This window comes from Paraburkholderia sp. JPY419 (genome assembly GCF_050435705.1).
GTDB lineage: Bacteria > Pseudomonadota > Gammaproteobacteria > Burkholderiales > Burkholderiaceae > Paraburkholderia > Paraburkholderia youngii.
The window spans coordinates 976,906-991,746 of record NZ_JBNDKV010000002.1 but is presented as its reverse complement, the minus strand read 5'-3'; the positions used below and the strand labels follow the sequence as shown (position 1 = coordinate 991,746).

11 protein-coding genes and 1 pseudogene are annotated in these 14,841 nt (G+C 65.6%); 6 read left to right on the top strand and 6 right to left on the bottom strand.

From position 1 onward, the window contains the following. Nucleotides 1–82: 82 nt before the first annotated feature. From QFZ91_RS10720 to QFZ91_RS10710, 3 genes are all read right to left on the bottom strand, one after another. The gene (locus tag QFZ91_RS10720) at nucleotides 83–1,360 is read right to left on the bottom strand and encodes a polyhydroxyalkanoate depolymerase (RefSeq protein ID WP_176109197.1); all 1,278 of its coding nucleotides are present in this window, start codon (nucleotides 1,358–1,360) and stop codon (nucleotides 83–85) included. Between the two features lie 179 nt (nucleotides 1,361–1,539). Continuing rightward, nucleotides 1,540–3,429 (bottom strand): glycoside hydrolase family 15 protein, encoded by a 1,890-nt coding sequence (locus QFZ91_RS10715; protein ID WP_429567214.1) that lies wholly within the window; start codon nucleotides 3,427–3,429, stop codon nucleotides 1,540–1,542. A gap of 69 nt (nucleotides 3,430–3,498) precedes the next feature. Then, entirely contained in the window at nucleotides 3,499–3,639 is a 141-nt protein-coding gene (locus QFZ91_RS10710) for a hypothetical protein (protein WP_368716741.1), read from the bottom strand. A gap of 35 nt (nucleotides 3,640–3,674) precedes the next feature. On the opposite strand from QFZ91_RS10710, the gene QFZ91_RS10705 reads away from it, so the two are divergent. After that, nucleotides 3,675–3,920: a hypothetical protein gene (locus tag QFZ91_RS10705; protein WP_176121351.1), complete on the top strand. Its 246-nt coding sequence runs from the start codon at nucleotides 3,675–3,677 to the stop codon at nucleotides 3,918–3,920. A gap of 236 nt (nucleotides 3,921–4,156) precedes the next feature. Here QFZ91_RS10705 and QFZ91_RS10700 read toward each other — a convergent pair whose 3' ends face one another. Continuing rightward, the gene (locus QFZ91_RS10700; protein ID WP_013088853.1) at nucleotides 4,157–4,309 is read right to left on the bottom strand and encodes a DUF3096 domain-containing protein; all 153 of its coding nucleotides are present in this window, start codon (nucleotides 4,307–4,309) and stop codon (nucleotides 4,157–4,159) included. Nucleotides 4,310–4,576: 267 nt separating this feature from the next. Between QFZ91_RS10700 and QFZ91_RS10695 the strand changes: the two genes are divergently transcribed. Further along, nucleotides 4,577–5,896, top strand: a complete 1,320-nt coding sequence (locus QFZ91_RS10695; RefSeq protein WP_429567213.1) for a lactonase family protein — start codon at nucleotides 4,577–4,579, stop codon at nucleotides 5,894–5,896. Between the two features lie 81 nt (nucleotides 5,897–5,977). Here QFZ91_RS10695 and QFZ91_RS10690 read toward each other — a convergent pair whose 3' ends face one another. Further along, entirely contained in the window at nucleotides 5,978–9,994 is a 4,017-nt protein-coding gene (locus QFZ91_RS10690) for a DNA translocase FtsK (protein WP_429567212.1), read from the bottom strand. Nucleotides 9,995–10,107: 113 nt separating this feature from the next. Beyond that, nucleotides 10,108–10,644, bottom strand: coding sequence for an META domain-containing protein (locus QFZ91_RS10685; protein WP_176380773.1), 537 nt, complete (start codon nucleotides 10,642–10,644; stop codon nucleotides 10,108–10,110). A gap of 259 nt (nucleotides 10,645–10,903) precedes the next feature. On the opposite strand from QFZ91_RS10685, the gene purT reads away from it, so the two are divergent. The 4 genes and pseudogenes from purT to QFZ91_RS10665 all read left to right on the top strand — a co-directional run bounded on the left by purT (nucleotide 10,904) and on the right by QFZ91_RS10665 (nucleotide 14,825). Continuing rightward, nucleotides 10,904–12,118 carry a formate-dependent phosphoribosylglycinamide formyltransferase gene (gene purT, locus QFZ91_RS10680; protein WP_429567211.1) on the top strand — a complete coding sequence of 405 codons (1,215 nt, stop codon included), beginning with the start codon at nucleotides 10,904–10,906 and terminating at the stop codon, nucleotides 12,116–12,118. A 95-nt stretch (nucleotides 12,119–12,213) separates the two neighbouring features. After that, complete coding sequence (locus QFZ91_RS10675; RefSeq protein ID WP_176380775.1) at nucleotides 12,214–12,426, top strand: DUF6726 family protein; 213 nt, start codon at nucleotides 12,214–12,216, stop codon at nucleotides 12,424–12,426. Between the two features lie 136 nt (nucleotides 12,427–12,562). After that, nucleotides 12,563–12,943 (top strand): MliC family protein, encoded by a 381-nt coding sequence (locus QFZ91_RS10670; protein WP_176380776.1) that lies wholly within the window; start codon nucleotides 12,563–12,565, stop codon nucleotides 12,941–12,943. Nucleotides 12,944–13,171: 228 nt separating this feature from the next. Further along, nucleotides 13,172–14,825 (top strand): annotated as a pseudogene (locus QFZ91_RS10665) (acetolactate synthase large subunit). Nucleotides 14,826–14,841: the final 16 nt, after the last annotated feature.

The following is a 14,841-nucleotide window of genomic DNA, read 5'->3' as shown; positions in this document are numbered from 1 at the left end:
TATCACGAATGAAGCGCGATAAAAAAGCCAACGGCCTCGAAGGAGACCGTTGGCTTTTTATATGCTATTGCAAGTTTAATGCTCAGGCTTCGACTTTTTCTTTTGCCGTTTTTGCAGTCTTGTTGTGCTCGAGAATGAAGTCGCGCAATTGCGGGTAAATGATCGTGCGCCAGCGGCGGCCCGAGAAAATGCCGTAGTGGCCGCATTTTTCCGCGGTGAAGTGACGCTTGTTCTTCGCCGCAATGCCGCTGCACAGGTCGTGCGCCGCGTAGGTCTGGCCGTCGCCGGAAATATCGTCGAGCTCGCCTTCGATCGTAAATAGCGCGGTCGTCGTAATGTCCTGCGGCCGCACCGGTTCGCCGTTGACGACCCACGTGCCCTCGGCAAGACGGAATTCCTGGAACACGACGCGGATCGTGTCGAGGTAATAGTCGGCATCCATGTCGAGCACCGCGTTGTACTCGTCGTAGAAGCGGCGGTGCGCTTCGGCGTCGTCCTCGTCGCCGCGCAGCAGGCTCTGGTAGAAATCCCAGTGCGATGCCGCGTGACGCTCCGGATTCATCGCGACGAAGCCCGTGTGCTGCAGGAAGCCCGGATAGACTTTACGGCCCGTGCCCGGATAGTTCGGCGGTACCGTGAAGATCACGTTGTTCTCGAACCACTCGTATGAGTGCTGCGTGGCGAGCGAATTGACCGAGGTCGGGCTCTTTCGCGCGTCGATTGGGCCGCCCATCATCGTCATCGTGCGCGGCGTGTCCTCGCCGCGGCTCGCCATCAGCGAAATGGCGGCGAGCACCGGCACGGTCGGCTGGCACACCGAGATCACGTGCAGATTCTTCGCGCCGATATGGCGAATGAATTCCTGGATATACGCGATGTAGTCGTTCAGACCGAACCAGCCGGCCTCGAGCGGTACCATGCGCGCGTCGATCCAGTCGGTGATGTAGACCTTGTGGTCTTGCAGCAACGTGCGCACGGTGTCGCGCAGCAGCGTGGCGTGGTGTCCTGACAACGGTGCGCAGACCAGCACGACCGGCTCGTCTTTCAGTTGGCTGACAGCTTCGCTGTCGTCCGCGAAGCGCTTGAAGCGCATCAGCCGGCAGAACGGCTTTTCGATGATCGTCTGCTCGACGATCGGGATGTTATGTCCGTCTTTAACGATCTGATGAATGTTGAACTCGGGCTTTTCGTAATCCTTGCCGAGCCGGTAAAGCAGTTCGTAGCCGGCGGACAGGCGTGTGGCGCCCGGCACATAGGCTAACGGACTGGCCGGATTCGCAAATGATTTCGATGCGGCCTGGGCCCAGGCGGTGAGGGGGCTCAACATCGCCCGGCTGAATTCGTGCAGTTGATAGAGCATGTTTGCTCCGTTTTAAGCGGTTCGCATTGGGCTTCGCAAACACGCGTGAAGCGTTGCGGCGGGCCATTGTGGTTGTGGGCACATTGTTGTTGGCCGACAGTCGGATCGATAATATCGAACAAAGCAATCTTGTGCAATGCAACAATTTTCGCATTCAGTGTACGCAAACTGTCACGGCGTCATGCTAGTGGCGATGCTGCCCCGCCGCTATAAGGGCTTGCCTGAACCTCAAGCTCTGTGGAGCGCATGCCGTTATGCGCCGGATGGCCGGTCGCCTGCGCCATTTCCTGCTCATGCTTCATCAGGTTCAGTCCGGTGTGCACGAGCGCCACGTGCGAGAACGCCTGTGGAAAATTGCCGACCAGACGTTTTTCGACAGGATCGTACTCCTCGGACAGCAGCCCGACGTCGTTGCACAGCGCGAGCAGCCGCTCGTACATCTCGATCGCTTCCTGCACGCGCCCCTGCAGCGCGAGGTTATCCACCATCCAGAACGAACACGCAAGAAAGGTGCCTTCCCCGGGCGGCAGACCGTCGTCGTATTCGGTCGTGCGGTAGCGCATCACGAAGCCGCCGCGCATCAGGTCCCGCTCGATTGCCTCGACGGTGCCCTTGATGCGCGGGTCCTGCGGCGGCAGGAAGGCGACCAGCGGCATCAGCAGCACGCTCGCGTCGAGTTGGTCGCTGCCGTAGTACTGCGAGAACGCGTTCAGCTTCGGATTCCACGCCTTCTCGCAGACCTCGGCGTGGATCGTGTCGCGCGTCGCGCGCCATTCGTCGAGCGGGCCGTCGAGTTTGAACATTTCGGCCGAGCGGATCGCGCGGTCGAACGCGACCCACGCCATCACCTTCGAGAACGTGAAATGCTGGCGGCCGCCGCGCGTCTCCCAGATGCCTTCGTCGGGTTCGCGCCAGATCGTGGTCAGATGCGCGAGCATCGCGCGCTGCACGCTCCACGCGGTGACGTCCGCCTGCAGGCCGCCCACGCGCGCGAGATGCAGCGCATTCATCACTTCGCCGTAGACGTCGAGCTGAAGCTGCCCGACCGCGTTGTTGCCGATGCGCACCGGTTTTGCGCCCTCGTAGCCGGGCAGCCAGTCGATTTCGAATTCGGGCAGGCGTCGCTCGCCGCCGATGCCGTACATGATCTGCAACTGGTCCGGCGCGCCCGCCATCACGCGGCCGAGCCAGCTGCGCCAGGCGCGCGCTTCGTCGTAGTAGCCGCCGCGCATCATCGCGAGCAGCGTGATGGTCGCGTCGCGCAGCCAGCAGTATCGATAGTCCCAGTTGCGCGTGCCGCCGAGCTTCTCCGGCAGCGACGTGGTAGGCGCCGCGACGATGCCGCCGGTCGGCTCGTAGGCGAGCGCGCGCAGTGTGATCAGCGAACGGCGGATCGGCTCGGCCCAGCGTCCTTCGACAGTCCCGCGCGCCGCCCATTCGAGCCAATGGTTCTCGGTGCGCGCGAGTGACGTGTGCGGGTCGCGCGCGGGCGGAATGCGCAGATGCGACGCCGCATACGCGAGCGAGAACGGCACGCGCTCGCCCGCGGTCACCGTGAATTCCGCGACGGTCTTCATCTCTTCGCCGTGCAGTTCGACCGGCGTGCGCAACACCGCGGTGTCGGGGCCGACGATCGCCTTGATGCCGCTGTCGTGTTTGAGCTTGTCGACCCATGGGATCGAGAAGCCGTAGTCGAAGCGCAGCACGAGTTCCATCTTCATGCGCACGGTGCCGCGCTTGCCGACGACGATGCGGATCAGCTCCGACCAGCCGTTGCCTGGCGGCATGAAATCGATCAGCGTGACGGCGCCGTCGGGCGTTTCGAAGTCGGTTTCGAGGATCAGCGTTTCACCGCGATAGCGCCGCGTGATGGTCGGCGCGCCGTGCTCGCCCTGGGTGGCGGGGGCGATCTGCCAGCGACCGTTGTCGGGCGTGCCGAGCAGCGCGGCGAAGCAGGCGCCCGAGTCGAAGCGCGGCCAGCAGAGCCAGTCGACGGAACCCTCGCGGGAGATGAGCGCGGCGGTATGGCCGTCGCCGATGAGTGCGTAGTCTTCGAGGTGTGCAGGCATGGAAAGCGTGTCGAAAAACGAGTCGTTATTACGGATCGCGACAGCAGCCGCGCTTCGAGCGGGTGTTAATTACCGGACCACGATCGGCAGTGTTTGGTTCACCGCATAGTGCGGCAAAACGCGGGTTGGAAAATTGTCAATTCCATGCATAAAATCAGATTTCATGCCGATGTCCGGTGACCCGCCGGACTGCGAATCGGCCTTGCTCATGGCGCATGCAGACGCCGTTTCCGAGGACGAAAGCCATGCTGAACCCTTCGAAATCCGATTGCATCACGATTCTCTCGGCCGCCAGCCAGCTTGCCGGCGACTCCATGCTGCCACTCGATCATGGCCGGCTCGGATTGAGCCGCAACGGCATGCTGGCTGCCGCGTCCTTCCTGGTCGAGCGGGACTGCTTCCGGCGCTATCAGCAGAATGCCGATCATTATGCGGTCGGGGCGCTGTCGTTGCAGGGGCGCTTGCGCCTCGAACAACTGGCAAACGGTTGAGCGGCCGCACCGAGCGTTCGTAGCGCGGGCTGCTGCTCGCGTATCCGCATCTTCGCGCCACGTCACGTCGATTGTTCGCGTGGCGCGATGCCCGCTTTCCGCCTATGTCACTGCGTGACGCAGGCCGCGCTTTCATGCGTGCGAGTGCCGCTGGCACCGCGAGAACCCTCTTTTCTCGCAAATTTGACCCCGACACCGGGCGCAAATACCGCGCCCGGTATCGCGTCGCCTGTCGTTTACAGATGCGACGAGCCCACGCCGAAGATTCCGATGATGCCGATGATGATCAGGTAAAGCGCGACGATGTAGTTCAACAGGCGCGGCATGATCAGGATCAGGATGCCGGCGATCAGCGAAACGAGCGGGCCCAGGCTGAGAGTGACGTTCATGGAGACTCCGTGGTTGACACGCGTGGTGCGCGATTGAGAAAACTCTTGAAAAACCGGCCCGGCTTGCGGGAGCAAACCCGCTGGCGCAGGCCGCGCGTCAGCGGTGGATTCACTGCATGATCCGACCTAACGCTCTTATACTGACTTCGACAACAACAACGCGGAACGACGCTCGATTCGCGGCGCGGCAGACCAGACACCGTTATAACCGCTCGTACCCCGGCTCATACGCGAGCCCGTACAGACAACCGATGTCGAGGAGGTCTCATGCTTCACCGTCGCCGTGCCGCAGGGTGCGTTGCCGCGCGCCCAGTTCCGGCTTCCGCTTTTACTTCTGTTCTTGCCAGTGTTGCCGTACAGGGTTCCGGTCCGCGTGGCGTGGACCGCGTCGCCCGTTCGATGATAAAAGGTTTCCTGCTCATGGTTTCGATGCTTGCTTCGCACGCGTATGCGCAAGATGCTGGCCCGGTCCCCGCGGACGGCGTCTATACGATGCTGGTCGGCACTTACACCAGCGGCAAGAGCGAAGGCATCTACGTGTTTCGCTTCGACACGAAGACCGGCGCGGCGACCCAGGTGTCGGTCGCGCAGACGGTCAATCCGTCGTTTCTGGTCGTTAGCCGTGACCGCCGCTTCGTCTATTCGGTCAACGAACTGCCCGGCGACAACGGCCCGGCCACGCAGCGCGGCGGCATCAGCGCATTTGGCTTCGATGCCGCGCGCGGCCAACTGACGTTTCTGAACAAGGTGTCGTCCGATGGCAATGACCCGTGCTATCTGAGCATCTCGCCGGACGGCAAGTATCTGCTGACCGCGAACTATTCCGTCGCGCCCGACCCGGGCGGCAGCTTCGCGGTGTTTCCGCTGCAGGCGAACGGCCAGGTGGGCGCCTCGGTGCAGACCGTGCATCACGAGGGCGGCGGGCCGGTGAAAGGCCGGCAGGACAACTCGCACGTGCATTCGACCGTGTTCTCGCCGGACGGCCACTATCTGTTCGCGCAGGATCTCGGCGCCGACAAGCTGTACTCGTACCGCTACGCGCCGCTGAGCAGCGCCGGCGCGGGCCCGTTCGTCGTGACGGACTGGGGCTACGCGCAGCAGCAAGCCGGCACGGGTCCACGCCATCTGATCTTCAGCGCCAACGGCAGGCACGCCTATCTGACGAGCGAACTCGCGGCGACCGTCAGCACGTTCGACTACCAGGACGGCAGACTGAAGCTCGTCCAGACGTTGCCATTGAGCGAGCCCGGCTTCAAGGGGCAGGTGGCCGCGGCGGCGATCCACATGTCGCCGGACGGACGCTTCGTGTATGCGTCCAATCGCGGCGACGCGAACGAGATCGTGATTTTCTCGGTCGATCCCGCCAATGGGCATCTGAAGCAGATCGGCCGGCAATCGAGCCTCGGCAAATCGCCGCGCGAGTTCACCATCGATCCGACCGGCAACTGGCTGATCGTCGGCAATCAGTTGAGCGACACGGTCTACGTGTTCAAGCGCGATCAGCAGACGGGGCTGCTCGATCCGAATCCGAAGCAGCATTTCGAGCTCGGCGCGCCGGTGGATTTCAAGCTGGTATCACCGTCGTAACACACGGCACGCGCGGGCAAAGAAAAACGGACAGATCACATCGTGAGGCTGTCCGTTTTTTCATTGCGGTTCACCGCGCGCTCATTCCGCCGGCCCCGGCGCCAGCACTTCGCGGCTGCCGTTGATGCTCATCGCCGACACGAGCCCGGCCGTCTCCATCTGTTCGACGAGCCGCGCCGCGCGGTTATAGCCGATGCGCAATTGCCGCTGCACCGACGAAATCGACGCGCGCCGCGTGCGCACGACGAATGCGACCGCTTCGTCGTACAGCGGATCGGCTTCCGCATCCGGCGCTTCGCCGAACAGGTCCTGGGCCGCGCCGCCATCGGTGGGCGGGCCGTCGAGAATGCCTTCTTCGTATTGCGGCTCGCCGAACTGCTTCAGATACTCGACGATCGCATGCACTTCCTCGTCGGCGACGAACGCGCCGTGCACGCGCTGCGGGTAGCCGGTGCCCGGCGGCAGGAACAGCATGTCACCCTGGCCGAGCAGCGACTCGGCGCCCATCTGGTCGAGAATCGTGCGCGAGTCGATCTTCGACGATACCTGGAACGCGACGCGGGTCGGAATGTTCGCCTTGATGAGACCGGTGATCACGTCGACGGACGGCCGCTGCGTCGCGAGGATCAGGTGGATGCCGGCCGCGCGCGCCTTCTGCGCGAGCCGCGCGATCAGTTCCTCGATCTTCTTGCCGGCGACCATCATCAGGTCGGCGAGCTCGTCGATGACGACGACGATCAGCGGCAGCGGCGCGAGCGGCTCGGGTGCATCGGGCGTGAGCGAGAACGGGTTGCCGAGCTTCTTGCCCTTCGCCTCGGTGTCGCGGATCTTCTGGTTGAAGCCCGCGAGATTGCGCACGCCGACCGCCGACATCAGCCGGTAGCGCTTCTCCATTTCGCCGACGCACCAGTTCAGCGCATTGGCCGCGAGCTTCATGTCGGTGACGACCGGCGCGAGCAGATGCGGAATCCCTTCGTAGACCGAAAGCTCGAGCATCTTCGGGTCGATCATGATCAGACGTACTTCCTCGGGCGTCGCCTTGAACAGCAGCGAGCAGATCATCGCGTTGATCGCGACCGACTTCCCTGAACCGGTCGTGCCGGCCACCAGCATGTGCGGCGCCTTCGCGAGATCGGCGACGACCGGATGGCCGGTGATGTCCTTGCCCATCGCGAGCGTCAGTTGCGAGTGCGAGTTCTGGTAGACGCTCGCTTCGAGGATTTCGGAGAGCCGGATCGTCTGCCGCTTCGCGTTCGGCAGTTCGAGGCCCATGCAGGTCTTGCCTGGAATCGTTTCGACCACGCGGATCGACGTGAGACCGAGACCGCGCGACAGGTCCTTCATCAGACCGACGATCTGGCTGCCGCGCACGCCGAGCGCCGGTTCGACTTCGAAGCGCGTGATGACCGGACCCGCCGATGCGCCGACTACCGTCACCGGCACCTTGAATTCCTGCAGGCGCTGCTCGATCAGCTGGCCGGTTTCGCGGAGCTTTTCGTCCGAGATCGGTTCGACGTCGGCGTCGGCGGGGGCGAGCAGATCGAGCGTCGGCAGTTCGACCATCGATGCGGCCGGCGCATGGAACTCGAAGCCGTTGACCGGCGCGAGGCCGCGCAGCGGCGCGCGGGCGGCGGTCTCGGTGGCGGGTTGGGTCAGCGGTTGCGGTGTGGGCGCGGAAGCAGGCGACGGAGGGGGTGACGGTTCGGCTGCCGGTGTGTTCGTGACAGAGGTCGCGTTTGCGTCGACCGAAGGCTCGATGCTGGTCGCCGGCGCGGCAACGCCAGGGAAACGGACCACGTTCGAGACGACGGCTGGGGCGGTTGCCGGTGTAGCCAGGTTCGCCGCGCTCGTTGAAGTCGACGACGGCGAGGCGTTCGTGGAGTCGATCGCGGGCTCGGTCGCAGCGGGCAGGGCAGGGGCGAGCGATGTCGCATGCGTCGGCGGCGTTGCTGGCTCACCTGGCCGCGCGCCTTCGCTCGCGGCCCGGCCGAGCTTGCTCTCCCAAGGCACGAGCGTTTTGTCGATGACGATTTCGGCGACAGGGGCCGGCTCTTGCTTCGGTGTCGCGGTGTCGGCGGTCGCAGGTTCGACGGTTCGCGCGGATTCTTCCCCCTGCGATGGCGGGGGGCTGGTGTTTGTCGTCGTCTGGTCTTCGATCGCCGGTACGTCTTCGTGCGTGGCGTCGTCCTGCAAGCTGGCTGCAAAGCGCTGGAACGGCGTCGCCGTCGCCGCCTCGTGTTGCGGCGCGCTTGCAGCAGGTTCCGCGGCGGCAGGCTCAGCCGCAGCGGATGCCGACGGCTCGGCAACTGCGGGCGTGCCGCTCACAGCGTCCGCGCACACGGGGTCGGCCGGCGTCTCTGCGACAGACACGGGCTCTGCAATCGCGGATTCGACAGCCTCAGCCGCCACGCCGGCCACCGGCTCGATCGCAGCCGTCGTCAGCGGCGCGGCCGTGAGCGGCGGATGAATGACCGGCGGTTCGGTCGGCCATTGCGCAACCGCTTCGTTGGTGCTCTCGACCGACGTGTCGGATCCGCCCACCTCATGCTCAGCCGGCAACTCCACAGGTGACGCTTCTTGCTGCGACTGCGACTGCGACTGCGACTGCGACTGCGACTGCGACTGCGACTGCGACTGCGACACCGTCTCGCCGTTTTCGACAGGCAGCACGTCCGGCAGCGCTGGCGGCACGTCGAACGTGGTCAACATACGTTCCACGTCGCCAATCTTTGCGCCATCGCCGCCACGGCTGCGCGCGAGGCTCACGCCGGCCATGTCGGTCCAGCGCGCGGTGTTTTCCGCGATGCTGCGCAGCGTTTCCTCGACGCTCGCCGGCGGCGCGACCGTCGACGCGTTCGCCATCGTTCGCGTGAAGTCCGGTGTAGGGCGGCGCACGGTCGACGGCAATGTGACACCGTTGGCGCGCTGAGCCGCCGGGAACGGCTGACGCGGACTCGCGCCGCGATTGAGCGGCGCGCTGCCGTCTGCTGGACGTGGCAGCGGCGACGGACGGCTGCCGCGGCCCGCGGCATTCATCGATCCCGCCGTCATGCCGATCCCGGCGCCCGACGTGGCGGACCGGGCCGCCATGGCCTGTGCCGCTCGCGCCGACACGCCGGACGCATTGGCGGCCGTCGCCGCCAATGCGGCGCTGGAGCCGAACGGCGCGGCCACGCGCTGTTCGCCGACCGAGCGCCGACCGGCCTGCGCAGCGCTATCATGAACCGACATGCCCGATGAAGCCGATGCACCCGGCGATCCCGCCGCCGTCGCCGCGCGCGGCTCCGTCGTGCGCAGCCAACCCGCCGGCGCGACCGGCTCGGTCGGCACGAATGGTGCCGTGGACCTGACCGGAGCTTTGTCCACTGGCGGCGCCTGCGTTGCCATCGACGCTGCCGGACGCAGCGGCGCGCTCGACCCCGTGCGCAATACCGGCTCGATCTGCCTGGCCGGCCCACGCGCCGCGCCAGCGGCCGCATCGGCGCGCCAGTTTGCGCCGGCGCCACGGGCGGCAGCCTCCTTGCTACCCGCGACGCCAACCGCGGCACCGCCCGCAGCGGCGGCGCCCACGCCGCGCCCGCTCGCGGGCGGACGCCACACCGTCGGCCGCGCGTAGCGACCCTTGCTGTTGCGCGGCGCCATCGTGTTGGTGGCAGGCGAAACGTGCGACGGCGCGCCGTCGTCGACGGTGCGGTGGCGGCGCGCATCCTCGTCTCGCTTCGCGAGTCCGCGCGACAACCCGAGGCCGAACGCGCCGTCGGCCCAGGCGGCGACCTCGCTCCAGCGGAACTCGATGAGCCAGGGCAGGCTGATCAGGAGCAGCGCGAGCGCCGCGAGCGGCGTGCCGATATGGCCGAGCAGATGCCCAAGCCCAGCGGCCAGCGCATGACCGAAACCATTGACGCCGGCAATGCCGATCAGCGAGCCCTCGAGCGTGCAACTCGCGATCAGCACGCAGACGAAGCCGAGCCACAGCCGGATCGTGCCGGGGCCGCGCAGACCCGCGCCGCCGGGCAGCATCGATTTCACGAGGCGCCACAAAAGAGGAATGAACCAGACGGCCGACCCGCCGAACCAGCCGAAAACTACCGTGTGCATACCAGACATCTACGAATGACGGAGCGCGCGAGAAGCGCAATCCGTCGAGTTTAAACGGCGCAGCGCGCGGCTTCGAAGGCCAGCGCGAGTCCCGAACGCGGCGCAAACTCGCATCACTTGTCGCTGCGATCGAACATCAGCGTGTCGCCGTTGTCGAGGATCAGCTGCATCTGCTGTGGCGCGCGCATCTGCACGCCGGTGCGAGCGATGCGTTCGAGCGCTTCGAGGAACGGCTTTTCGATGTCGCCGCCCGGCGACACGCACGCCTTGCGCGTGCCGGCGAGGGTGCCGAAGCTGAGCTTGCCGTCCTTCAGCATGTACGAACCCATGAAACGGTTGCAGCCGGAAAAGCCGCTCGCATGGCGTCGGCCGCCTTCGGTCGACAATGTGAGCGTGAGCGGCTCCTGATCCTTCGACGGCACCGCGCGCGCCGTGCCGTCGGCGTTCTTCCACGAGCTCAGCACCCAGCTGCTGTCGTCGAGCAGTTGCACGGCGGCGGGATTGAATGGATCGGGCGGCGGCGCCGACGAATCCGGATGCTTCGGGATCGCGCAGGCACCGAGCAGCGCGGCGATGCTCAACGCGGCGACGGCCGTGCGCAGGCACGGAGTGATGCGCGCAAGACGTCGCGGGCGGGAGCGGATGAGCATGGCGTCGTTCCTGTTCAAACTGGCGAAGGCGTAAGGGTAACGTACTAAGCTTGTCGTGCGCGAGCGATGCGCGCGGTGGCGCGGTCGCGGCTGCGAACGTCGACGCGGCGGCACGCTTGCGCCCGACCGCCACGGCCTCGCGAGCGCGCTCAGAGCGCACCCCGAACGCACCCTGAGCGCCGCGCGGCGAGGGGGCCGCATGTTAACATCGCGGTCTATTCAATCCCACCCTCATCCCGACTTTTTATCTGGAGTTCCCATGCAGATCGGCCAACGGATCGGCACCCCCCTTTCTGAATCCGCGACGCGCGTGATGCTGCTCGGCGCCGGCGAGCTCGGCAAGGAAGTGATCATCGCGCTGCAACGGCTGGGCGTCGAAGTGATCGCCGTCGACCGTTACCCGAACGCGCCGGGCCATCAGGTGGCGCATCGCGCGCACGTGATCGACATGAGCGACCGCGCCGCGCTGCGCGCGCTGGTCGAGCAGGAGCGCCCGCATCTGATCGTCCCCGAAATCGAGGCGATCGCGACCGACGAGCTCGCCGCGATTGAAACCGAGGCGCTCGCCGAGGTGATCCCGACCGCCCGCGCCACCCAGCTGACGATGAATCGCGAAGGCATCCGCCGCCTCGCCGCCGAGGAGCTCGGCCTCGCGACCTCGCCGTACGCATTCGCCGATTCGCTCGACGAGCTGCGCGCGGGCATCGCGAAGGTTGGCTATCCGTGCGTCGTGAAGCCGGTGATGTCGTCGTCGGGCAAGGGGCAGTCCGTATTGCGCCGCGACGCGGACGTCGAACCCGCATGGCAGTACGCGATGGCGGGCGGCCGCGTGAATTTCGGGCGCGTGATCGTCGAGGGTTTCATCGACTTCGAATATGAAATCACGCAGCTCACCGTGCGCGCGATCGACCCGGCGAGCGGCGCGGTCAGCACGTATTTCTGCGACCCGATCGGCCACGTGCAGGTCGCGGGCGACTATGTCGAATCGTGGCAGCCGCAGCCGATGAGCCCGCTCGCGCTCGAGCGTTCGCGCGAGATCGCGCACAAGGTCACGGCGGCGCTCGGCGGCCGCGGCCTCTTTGGCGTGGAACTTTTCGTGCGCGGCGACGACGTATGGTTTTCGGAAGTCAGCCCGCGTCCGCACGACACGGGGCTCGTCACGCTGTGCTCGCAGCGCTTCTCGGAGTTCGAACTGCATGCGCGCGCGATCCTCGGCTTGCCGGTCGACACGTCGCTGCGTGCGCCGGGTGCGTCGGCGGTGATCTACGGTGGACGCGACGAGGCCGGCATCGCGTTCGAAGGCGTCGCGGCGGCACTCGCGGTGCCCAACTCGGACCTGCGCCTGTTCGGCAAGCCGGAGAGCTTCGTCAAACGCCGCATGGGCGTCGCGCTCGCGACCGGCGAGAACATCGACGAAGCGCGCTCGCGTGCGAAGCAGGCCGCGGCGGCGGTTCGACCGGTGTCGGCGAAGTAACGAGCAGGGGCAGGGCGACGCGCGGCGTGGGCCGCAATCGTTGCTGGCTAATCGTTGCTGGTTATCGCAGCAAAGAGATCGGAGTAGGGGATCGTATGGCGCTTGAATCGCGCAGCAATCGGTGGCGTGGCGCGCTTCGCCGGGTCGGCGCACTCGGCGTGGCGTTCGCGCTGTGTGCCGGCATCAGCGGCTGCGGGCTCGCGGCGGCGCCGTGCCGGGTCGCTTCGGCGGGACTGAAGATCGTGCCGGTCGTCGGGCACGTCGCCGCCGCGCCGACCGATGCGTGTGCCGAGGTAATCGATCCTTGAAACCTCGTCGAACTGTCCGTGAATTGCTCATGAGCTTCCTGTAACCCGCCTGTGACCCGTCTGTGACCCGTCTGTGACCGGCGTGGCGGCCGGTATGCCTTCCCTGCCTGACCCCCCGCAACAATCGAGGTGTTCGATGAAGACATGGCGTGTTGCATTCCTCACGGCAGCATCGATGGTGGCCTCGCTGGCGGCATCTTCCGGCGGCGCCTCGGCCGCGCCGTTGCAGTTCAAGCACATCGAAGGCAAGAACCACCAGACGCGCAAATACACGTGCGCGACCGGCAAGATCCTGCAGGTTACCTACTGGAACGCGCAGAACGGCCAGAGCTTCGCCGTGCTGCCGGTGAAAGGCACCTCGATGCTGTTCGTCAACACGGTCTCGGCGTCCGGCGTGAAGTACCAGGCCGGCAGCTATACGTGGTGGACCAAGGGACCGCGCGCCAATCTTTATGACCTGACGAGCGGCGAGAACGCGCCGCCGATTCTCTCCGACTGCGTAACGGTGATTCGCTGATTCATTGATCGGCGCACACCTGCACGTCATGCGGCGGCTTCAACCTCTGCCGCCGCCTGCTTCCTCTCGCGCCCGGCTTCCTGCCGCTCGCGCGCATCGTTTCCATTCGAGTAGTAAGCTGTCCAGCATGGTGTTCGCCATGCCGCGCGCGCGATGCGGTGTTTCGCGCGCAGCCGTCGTTGTCGTCTTCGATTGTCCGTCCCCCCGAGTCATCAAGCGAGACCCTCAATGAAAGCATCGGACCTGTTCGTCAAATCGCTGGAAGCCGAAGGTGTCGAGTACGTGTTCGGCATCCCCGGTGAAGAAAATCTCGATCTGCTCGAGTCGCTGCGCCGCTCGAAAATCCGTCTGATCCTCACGCGCCACGAGCAGGCGGCCGGCTTCATGGCTGCCACCTACGGGCGGCTCACCGGCCGCACGGGAGTATGTCTGGCGACGCTCGGCCCCGGCGCGACCAACTTCGTGACTGCGGCCGCCTACGCGCAACTGGGCGGCATGCCGATGCTGATGGTCACCGGCCAGAAGCCGATCAAGTCGAGCAAGCAGGGGCACTTCCAGATCGTCGACGTGGTGCGGATGATGGAGCCGCTCACCAAGTACACGCGGCAGATCGTGTCGATCGGCAATATTCCGGCGGCGGTGCGCGAGGCGGTGCGCCGCGCCGAGGAGGAGCGCCCGGGCGCCGCGCACCTCGAATTGCCCGAGGACGTCGCGCACGAGGAGGGCGACGGCAAGCCGATTCCGAAGAGCTACAGCCGCCGTCCGGTCGCCGAGGAGAAGGCGGGTCGCGCGCGCGGTCGAGGCGATCACCGCCGCGAAGCATCCGCTCCTGATGATCGGCGCGGGCGGCAACCGCAAGACCACGACGAAGATGCTGCGCGAGTTCGTCGACCAGATCGGCATACCGTTCTTCACGACGCAGATGGGCAAGGGCGTGATCGACGAATCGCATCCGATGTGGCTCGGCAACGCGACGCTCTCCGACGGCGACTTCGTGCATCGCGCGATCGAGCACGCGGATTGCATCATCAACGTCGGTCACGACGTGATCGAAAAGCCGCCGTTTTTCATGCGCAGCGGCGAGGCGGGCGAGAAGACCGTGATCCACGTGAACTTCCTCGGCGCCGAAGTCGATCCGGTGTATTTCCCGCAGATCGAAGTGGTCGGCGACATCGCGAATGCGGTGTGGCAGCTGAAGGAGAGCCTGAAGACGCGTCAGGAGCATTGGGACTTCACGCGCTTCAAGGAGATCAAGGAGCACTTCGAGGCGCATCTGGTGAAGGGCCAGCACGACGACCGCTTCCCGATGTACCCGGTGCGGATCGTCAACGACGTGTACGAGACCACGCCGGTCGACGGCATCGTGTGTCTGGATAACGGCATGTACAAGATCTGGTTCGCGCGCTACTACCGCGCGCACGAGCCGAATTCGCTGCTGCTCGACAACGCGCTGGCGTCGATGGGCGCGGGGCTGCCGTCGGCGATCGCGAGCAAGATCGTGCATCCGGAGCGCAAAGTGATCGCCGTGTGCGGCGATGGCGGCTTCATGATGAACTCGCAGGAGCTCGAAACGGCGGTGCGCCTGAAGCTCGACCTGGTGATCCTGATCCTGCGCGACGACGCGTTCGGCATGATCCGCTGGAAGCAGGAGAACATGAACTTCCCGGACTACGGCATGACGCTTGCGAACCCGGATTTCGTCGCCTATGCGCAGAGCTATGGTGCTCAGGGGCATCGGGTCGAGGCCGCAGAACAGTTCGCGCCGCTGTTGCGCCAGTGCTTCGTGACACCCGGCGTGCACGTGATCGACGTGCCGATCGACTATTCGGACAACGAGCGCGTGCTCAATCGCGAGATCAAGCGGCTGTCCGCGCGGCTTTGAGCCTCTGTGCATCGAC

What these genes read in the sequence shown, in the direction of transcription:
- QFZ91_RS10720 (WP_176109197.1), bottom strand. Translation starts at nt 1,360, where the DNA reads ATGCTCTATCAACTGCACGAATTCAGCCGGGCGATGTTGAGCCCCCTC.
- QFZ91_RS10715 (WP_429567214.1), bottom strand. Translation starts at nt 3,429, where the DNA reads ATGCCTGCACACCTCGAAGACTACGCACTCATCGGCGACGGCCATACC.
- QFZ91_RS10710 (WP_368716741.1), bottom strand. Translation starts at nt 3,639, where the DNA reads ATGAGCAAGGCCGATTCGCAGTCCGGCGGGTCACCGGACATCGGCATG.
- QFZ91_RS10705 (WP_176121351.1), top strand. Translation starts at nt 3,675, where the DNA reads ATGCTGAACCCTTCGAAATCCGATTGCATCACGATTCTCTCGGCCGCC.
- QFZ91_RS10700 (WP_013088853.1), bottom strand. Translation starts at nt 4,309, where the DNA reads ATGAACGTCACTCTCAGCCTGGGCCCGCTCGTTTCGCTGATCGCCGGC.
- QFZ91_RS10695 (WP_429567213.1), top strand. Translation starts at nt 4,577, where the DNA reads ATGCTTCACCGTCGCCGTGCCGCAGGGTGCGTTGCCGCGCGCCCAGTT.
- QFZ91_RS10690 (WP_429567212.1), bottom strand. Translation starts at nt 9,994, where the DNA reads ATGCACACGGTAGTTTTCGGCTGGTTCGGCGGGTCGGCCGTCTGGTTC.
- QFZ91_RS10685 (WP_176380773.1), bottom strand. Translation starts at nt 10,644, where the DNA reads ATGCTCATCCGCTCCCGCCCGCGACGTCTTGCGCGCATCACTCCGTGC.
- purT (WP_429567211.1), top strand. Translation starts at nt 10,904, where the DNA reads ATGCAGATCGGCCAACGGATCGGCACCCCCCTTTCTGAATCCGCGACG.
- QFZ91_RS10675 (WP_176380775.1), top strand. Translation starts at nt 12,214, where the DNA reads ATGGCGCTTGAATCGCGCAGCAATCGGTGGCGTGGCGCGCTTCGCCGG.
- QFZ91_RS10670 (WP_176380776.1), top strand. Translation starts at nt 12,563, where the DNA reads ATGAAGACATGGCGTGTTGCATTCCTCACGGCAGCATCGATGGTGGCC.